General features: G+C 71.7%; 6 protein-coding genes and 1 pseudogene. All 7 read left to right on the top strand.

Annotated features, from left to right (window positions below; translation table 11 throughout):
- Window positions 1-221 (top strand): annotated as a pseudogene (locus tag RH94_RS45400) (D-xylose ABC transporter ATP-binding protein); the annotation flags it as partial.
- Window positions 218-1258: an ABC transporter permease gene (locus tag RH94_RS33575; RefSeq protein WP_073952100.1), complete on the top strand. Its 1041-nt coding sequence runs from the start codon at window positions 218-220 to the stop codon at window positions 1256-1258. The pseudogene RH94_RS45400 and the gene RH94_RS33575, both read left to right, overlap by 4 nt.
- The gene (locus tag RH94_RS33570) at window positions 1251-2282 is read left to right on the top strand and encodes an ABC transporter permease (RefSeq protein WP_073952099.1); all 1032 of its coding nucleotides are present in this window, start codon (window positions 1251-1253) and stop codon (window positions 2280-2282) included. Before RH94_RS33575 ends, RH94_RS33570 begins: the two co-directional genes overlap by 8 nt.
- A 31-nt stretch (window positions 2283-2313) precedes the next feature.
- On the top strand, window positions 2314-3399 hold the full coding sequence (gene rhaS, locus RH94_RS33565; RefSeq protein ID WP_073952098.1) for a rhamnose ABC transporter substrate-binding protein: 1086 nt from the start codon (window positions 2314-2316) through the stop codon (window positions 3397-3399).
- A 17-nt stretch (window positions 3400-3416) separates the two neighbouring features.
- A complete protein-coding gene (locus RH94_RS33560) occupies window positions 3417-3785 on the top strand; it encodes an L-rhamnose mutarotase (RefSeq protein WP_073952097.1) in 369 nt (122 codons plus the stop codon).
- 43 nt (window positions 3786-3828) lie between these two features.
- The gene (locus RH94_RS33555; RefSeq protein WP_073952096.1) at window positions 3829-4860 is read left to right on the top strand and encodes a LacI family DNA-binding transcriptional regulator; all 1032 of its coding nucleotides are present in this window, start codon (window positions 3829-3831) and stop codon (window positions 4858-4860) included.
- A gap of 98 nt (window positions 4861-4958) precedes the next feature.
- The coding region (locus RH94_RS33550; RefSeq protein ID WP_073952141.1) for an alpha/beta fold hydrolase at window positions 4959-6231 on the top strand (1273 nt) is incomplete at its 3' end.

Here is a 6231-nt window from a genome sequence, read left to right as displayed (position 1 = left end):
GCGGCATCGACGTCGGCACCAAGGCCGAGGTGCACCGGCTGCTCGGCGAACTGGCCGCCGACGGGGTCGCCGTCCTGATGATCTCCTCCGACCTGCCCGAGATCCTCGGCATGGCCGACCGTGTGCTCGTCATGCACGAGGGCCGGCTCACCGCCGAGATCCCCCGCTCCGACGCCACCGAGGAAACCGTGATGGCCGCAGCCACGGGGAGGGCCGCGTGACCGTGACCGCCCCCAACCCCGCCTCCGCCACCGAGGTGCCCAGGTCCAGCGGCACCCGGCTGGTCGACCGCGTGTTCAAGATGCGCGAACTCGCCATCCTGGTCGTCTTCCTGGCGATGATCGCCCTCACCCAGGTCGGCAACAGCGAGTTCCTGTCCGAGCAGGGCATCAAGGACCTGCTGCTGAACGCGACCATCCTGGTGCTGGTCGCCACCGGCCAGTCCCTGGTCGTCATCACCCGCAACGTCGACCTGTCGGTCGGCTCCATCCTCGGCATCAGCGCCTTCGCCGCCGGCACCCATCTGCACGGCGGCGGCAACCCCCTGGTGGCCGTGGCCCTCGCGGTGCTCCTCGGTGTCGGCTTCGGCCTGCTGAACGGACTCCTCGTCAGCCTCGGCCAGGTGCCCGCGCTCGTCGTCACCCTCGGCACGCTCTACATCATCCGCGGCATCGACTCCATCTGGGTGGGCTCCCGCCAGATCACCGCGGCCGACCTGCCCGGCGGTTTCGTCGACTTCGGCTCCGGCGGGATCTCGGCGGTGCCGTACCTGGCGCTGATCGCCCTCGCCGTCCTGGTCGCGACGGCGTACTACCTCAAGCACTACGGCAGCGGCCGCGAGCTGTACGCGCTCGGCTCCAACCCGGAGGCCGCCCGGCTCGCCGGCATCCCGGTGCGCAAGCGGATCCTGGCCGCCTACACCTTCTGCGGCGGCCTCGCCGGGCTCGCCGGCGCCCTGTACCTGGCCCGGTTCGGCAACGTCGACTCCGGCACCGGCAGCGGCTACGAACTCACCGTCGTCAGCGCGGTCGTGGTCGGCGGCGTGGTCTTCACCGGCGGCTCCGGCAGCGTCTACGGCGCGGCCCTCGGCGCCCTGCTGCTGACCTCCGTCAACAGTGTGCTGCCCGCCCTCGGCGTCAGCTCCGTCTGGGTGCTGGCGATCAACGGCATCCTGCTCCTGCTCGCCATCGCGGTCGACCGGGTCGTCGCGCTGCGCGTGGCCTCGGCCCTGAAGAAGAGGAACGCCCGCCATGGCTGACTTCTCCGCGACCTCCCTGACGCGAGCCGTCCGCTGGGACACGGTCGTCGGCGCCCTGCTCGTCGTGGTCCTGCTGTTCTCCTTCGGCTTCGTCGACGGCTTCGGCAACGCCCTCAACCTGTCGTTCCTGATCGGCAACACCCTGCCGATCGCGCTGATCGCCCTGCCGATGACCCTGCTGGTGGTCTCCGGAGAGATCGACCTGTCGGTCGCCTCCACCGCCGGTCTGTCCGGCGCGGTGATGGGCGCCCTGTGGAACCAGGGCATGGCGATCGAGACGATCGTCCCGCTGTGCCTGCTGCTCGGCGCGGTGTGCGGCCTGGTCAACGGCCTGCTGGTGACCCGGCTCGGGCTGCCCTCCCTCGCGGTGACCATCGGCACCCTCGCCGCCTACCGGGGCATCGCGCAGATCGTGCTCGGCTCCGACGCGGTGACCGACTTCCCCGTCCCGTACCTGGAGTTCGCGGCCGGACGCGTCGGCGACACCTTCCTGCCCCAGGCCTTCCTGCCCTTCCTCGTGCTGCTGGCGATCGCCGTGGTCACGTTGCACGCCACCCCGTTCGGGCGGTCGCTGTTCGCGATCGGTGCCAGTGAGGAGGCCGCGCGGTTCGCCGGCATCCGGGTCAGGCGCAACAAGCTGATCCTGTTCGTCGCCACCGGTTTCATGTCCGCCCTGACCGGCGTCTTCTGGGCCCTGCACTACGCCAGCGCCCGCTACGACAACGCCACCGGGCTCGAACTCGCCGTGGTCGCCGCCGTGTTGCTCGGCGGCATCGACTTCGACGGAGGCAAGGGCACGCTCGGCGGCGCGATCGCCGGCGTCTTCCTGCTGGGCGCGCTGCAGAACGTGATGAGCCTGCTGAACGTCTCCGCCCAGTCGCAGATCGTCGTCACCGGCGTCCTGCTCGTCGTCTCCGTGCTCGGCCCACGGGTCGCACGCCAGATCTCCGCCGCCAGGGCCGGACGCCGGGCGGCATCGGCGCCCGCGCCGCACGCCTCCGAGGCGCCCACCGCAACTCCCTGACCCCGTCCGCTCTCCCTCGTAAGGAACCCCCATGCGCAGAGCTTCGATCCGCCGTACCTGCGCGGCCCTCGCCGCCGTCACCTCGCTCGCCCTGGCCGCCACCGCCTGCGGCGGCACCACCAAGGACGACGTGAACAAGGACAGCGGCAGGGCCGCCTCCCCGGCCGGCAAGGCCGACCCGAACGCCGAGACCAAGAAGGGACTGACCGTCGGCTTCCTGCCCAAGCAGGTCAACAACCCGTACTTCACCACCGCCGACAAGGGCGGAGAGAAGGCCGTCAAGGAGCTGGGCTCCAGCTATAAGGAGGTCGGCCCCTCCAGCGCCACCGACACCGCCGGCCAGGTCTCCTACGTCAACACCCTCACCCAGCAGCAGGTCGACGCGATGGCCGTGTCCGCGCAGGACCCGGGCGCCCTGTGCACCGCGCTGAAGCAGGCCATGAGCAGCGGCATCAAGGTCGTCACCTACGACTCCGACACCAAGCCCGACTGCCGCCACGCCTTCGTCTCCCAGGCCTCCGCCGAGGACCTCGGCCGCACCGAAGTCCAGCTGCTGGCCGAGCAGATCGGCTACAAGGGCGAGATCGCGATCCTGTCCGCCGCGCAGACCGCGACCAACCAGAACACCTGGATCGGCTACATGAAGGAGGAGCTGAAGGACCCCAAGTACAAGGACGTCAAGCTGGTCAGGATCGCCTACGGCAACGACGACGCCCAGCAGTCCTTCCAGCAGACCCAGGGCCTGCTGCAGGAGTACCCGAACCTGAAGGGGATCATCTCCCCGACCACCGTCGGCATCAAGGCCGCCGCCCAGTACCTGTCCGGCTCCAAGTACAAGGGCAAGGTCAAGCTGACCGGCCTCGGCACCCCCGACGACATGCGCAAGTACGTCAAGAACGGCACCGTCGACGCCTTCGAGCTGTGGGACCCGGCCAAGCTCGGCGAGCTCGCCGCGCGTACCGCGGTCGCCCTGTCCTCCGGGCAGATCACCGGCAGGGAGGGCGAGACCTTCACGGCCGGCGACATGGGCTCCTACACCATCGGCAAGGACGGCGTGATCAACCTCGGCAGGCCGACGGTCTTCGACGCCGAGAACATCGACCGGTTCGACTTCTGATCCCCGGGCGGTACTTCATGCAGCGCGTCTGTTTCCTCCTCAAGGTCCGCGAGGACCGGATCGCCGAGTACCGCGAACGCCACGCCGCCGTGTGGCCCGAGATGCGCGCGGCGCTGACGGCCACCGGCCGGCACAACTACTCGCTCTTCCTGCGCGACGACGGCCTGCTCGTCGGCTACCTGGAGACGGAGGACTTCGAGGCCGCCAGGGCCGGCATGGAGGCCACCGAGGTCAACGCCCGCCGGCAGGCCGAGACGGCGCCGTTCTTCGAGTCCCTGGACGGCGCACGCCCGGACGAGGCGATGAAGCCCCTCACCGAGGTCTTCCACCTCGCCCGACCCGCGCCCCGACCCGCTCGGAAGCGCGGTGCGGTGACGGTAATGTGAAGGTCTTCCCGCCGCCCCTCGTATCCCTGGAGGTCTCCGCCCGATGGCCCCATCGGTGGGTATCAAGGATGTCGCCCGCGCCGCCGGCGTCTCCGTGGGCACGGTCTCGAACGTGATCAACCGTCCGGAGACCGTCGCCACCGAGACCCGGGCCCGGGTGCAGTCCGTGATCGACCGGCTCGGCTACGTCCGCAGCGAGTCCGCGCGCCAGCTGCGCGCGGGCCGCAGCCGGATCATGGGGCTGCTCGTCCTCGACATGGGCAACCCGTTCTTCGTGGACGTCGCCCGCGGCGCCGAGCGGGCGGCCCGCGCGGCCGGGCTCGGCGTGATGGTCTGCAACAGCGCGCAGAGCCCCGGTGAGGAGGCCGAGTACCTGTCGCTCTTCGCCGAGCAGCGGGTGCGCGGCGTCCTGCTCACCCCGGCCGACGCCACCGGCCGCAACATCGCGGCCTTCCGCCGCCACGGCATTCCCTTCGTGCTGGTCGACCGGGTCGCCGAGGGCACCACAGAGTGCTCCGTCTCCGTGGACGACGTGGCGGGCGGTGCGCTGGCGGTACGGCACCTGGTGGACGCCGGGCACCGCTCCCTCGCGTACGTCAGCGGCCCGCCCGGCCTCAACCAGGTGCGCGACCGCCGTACCGGCGCCCTCGACGCGCTCGCCGAGGCCGGACTCGGCCCCGACGCGCTGCGCGAGCTGCCCACCGAGCGCCTCGACGTGGCCGCCGGCCGCGACGCCGGCGCCCGTCTGCTGGGCCTGCCCGACGCCGACCGGCCCACGGCCGTGTTCTGCGCCAACGACCTGCTCGCCCTCGGCGTGCTGCAGGCGATGTACGCGGCCGGGGTCAACGTGCCCGACGACCTCGCCATCGTCGGCTACGACGACATCGAGTTCGCCGCCGCCGCGGCCGTCCCGCTCACCTCCGTCCGCCAGCCCGCGGTCACCATGGGCGCCCTGGCGGCGGAGCTGCTGCTGGAGGAGACCGGTGCACAGGGGGCGCCGACGGCGCACGAACACCGGCGGGTGGTGCTCCAGCCGGAGCTGGTGGTACGCGGCTCCAGCCTGCCCGCGCGCTGACACGGGTGCGGCAATTTTCATGATCCCGTGATGCGGAGGGCGGACGAACATGTGCTGGACTGGGACACGGCCGTAAACCCTCCGTCCCGGGAGAACCGTTGACCGTCAGCTACCGCCAGCCCGGCGTCGTCCTCACCGACCGCGCCTTCACCGTGCCGCTCGACCACGACGACCCGGCCGGGGAGACGATCGAGCTCTACGCCCGTGAGGTCGTCGCGAGCGACAGGGCAGGCAAGGACCTGCCCTGGCTGGTCTACCTCCAGGGCGGCCCCGGCTTCGGGGCGAACCGTTTCGTCAGCAAGCAGGCCTGGCTCGGCCGGGCCCTGCAGGACTACCGCGTCCTGCTCCTCGACCAGCGCGGCACCGGCCACTCCACGCCCGTCAACCGCCAGACCCTCCCGCTGCGCGGCGGCCCGGCCGAGCAGGCCGACCACCTCACCCGTTTCCGCGCCGACTCGATCGTCCGCGACTGCGAGGCGATCCGCCCCGAGGTGACCGGCGGCGCCCCCTGGACCGTCCTCGGCCAGAGCTTCGGCGGCTTCTGCACGGTGCACTACCTCTCCGCGCACCCCGAGGGCCTGGCAGCCGCCCTGATCACCGGCGGACTGCCCTCCCTGGACGCGCACGCCGACGACGTCTACCGGGCCGCCTACCCGCGCATCGAGCGCAAGGTCGCCGCCCACTACGCCCGCTATCCGCAGGACGTCGACCGCGCCCGCCGCATCGCCGACCACCTCCTCACCCACGACGTGGTGCTCCCGAACGGCTACCGCCTGACCGTCGAGGCCTTCCAGTCCCTCGGCCTCATGCTCGGCAGCGGCGACGGCAGCCACCGCCTCCACTTCCTCCTCGAACACGCCTTCGTCCGCACCCCGCGGGGGCCGGAGCTGTCCGACGCGTTCCAGGAGCAGGTCCAGGGCCTGCTGTCGTACGCGGGCCACCCGCTGTACGCCCTCGTCCACGAGGCGATCTACGGTCAGGACGCCCGGCCCACCGCCTGGTCGGCCGAGCGGGTCCGCGCCGAGTTCCCGCAGTTCGACGCGGCCAAGGCGCTCGCGGGCGACGGTCCGGTGCTGTTCACCGGCGAGTCCGTGCATCCCTGGACGTTCGACTGCGACCCGGCGCTGCGCCCCCTGCGCGAGACCGCCGACCTGCTCGCCTCCCGCACCGACTGGAAGCCCCTGTACGACCCCGCCCGCCTCGCCGCCAACGAGGTCCCGGTCGCCGCGGCCGTCTACCACGACGACATGTACGTCGACACCGCCCACGCCCTCGACACCGCCCGCGCGATCCGCGGCCTGCGCACCTGGGTCACCGACGAGTTCGAGCACGACGGCGTCCGGGCCGGCGGCCCCCGCGTCCTGGACCGGC

The organism is Streptomyces kebangsaanensis (assembly GCF_001906585.1).
In the GTDB taxonomy this organism is placed as follows: domain Bacteria; phylum Actinomycetota; class Actinomycetes; order Streptomycetales; family Streptomycetaceae; genus Streptomyces; species Streptomyces kebangsaanensis.
Note: the sequence above shows the minus strand (reverse complement) of the source record. Positions and strands in the feature narration are given on the sequence as shown.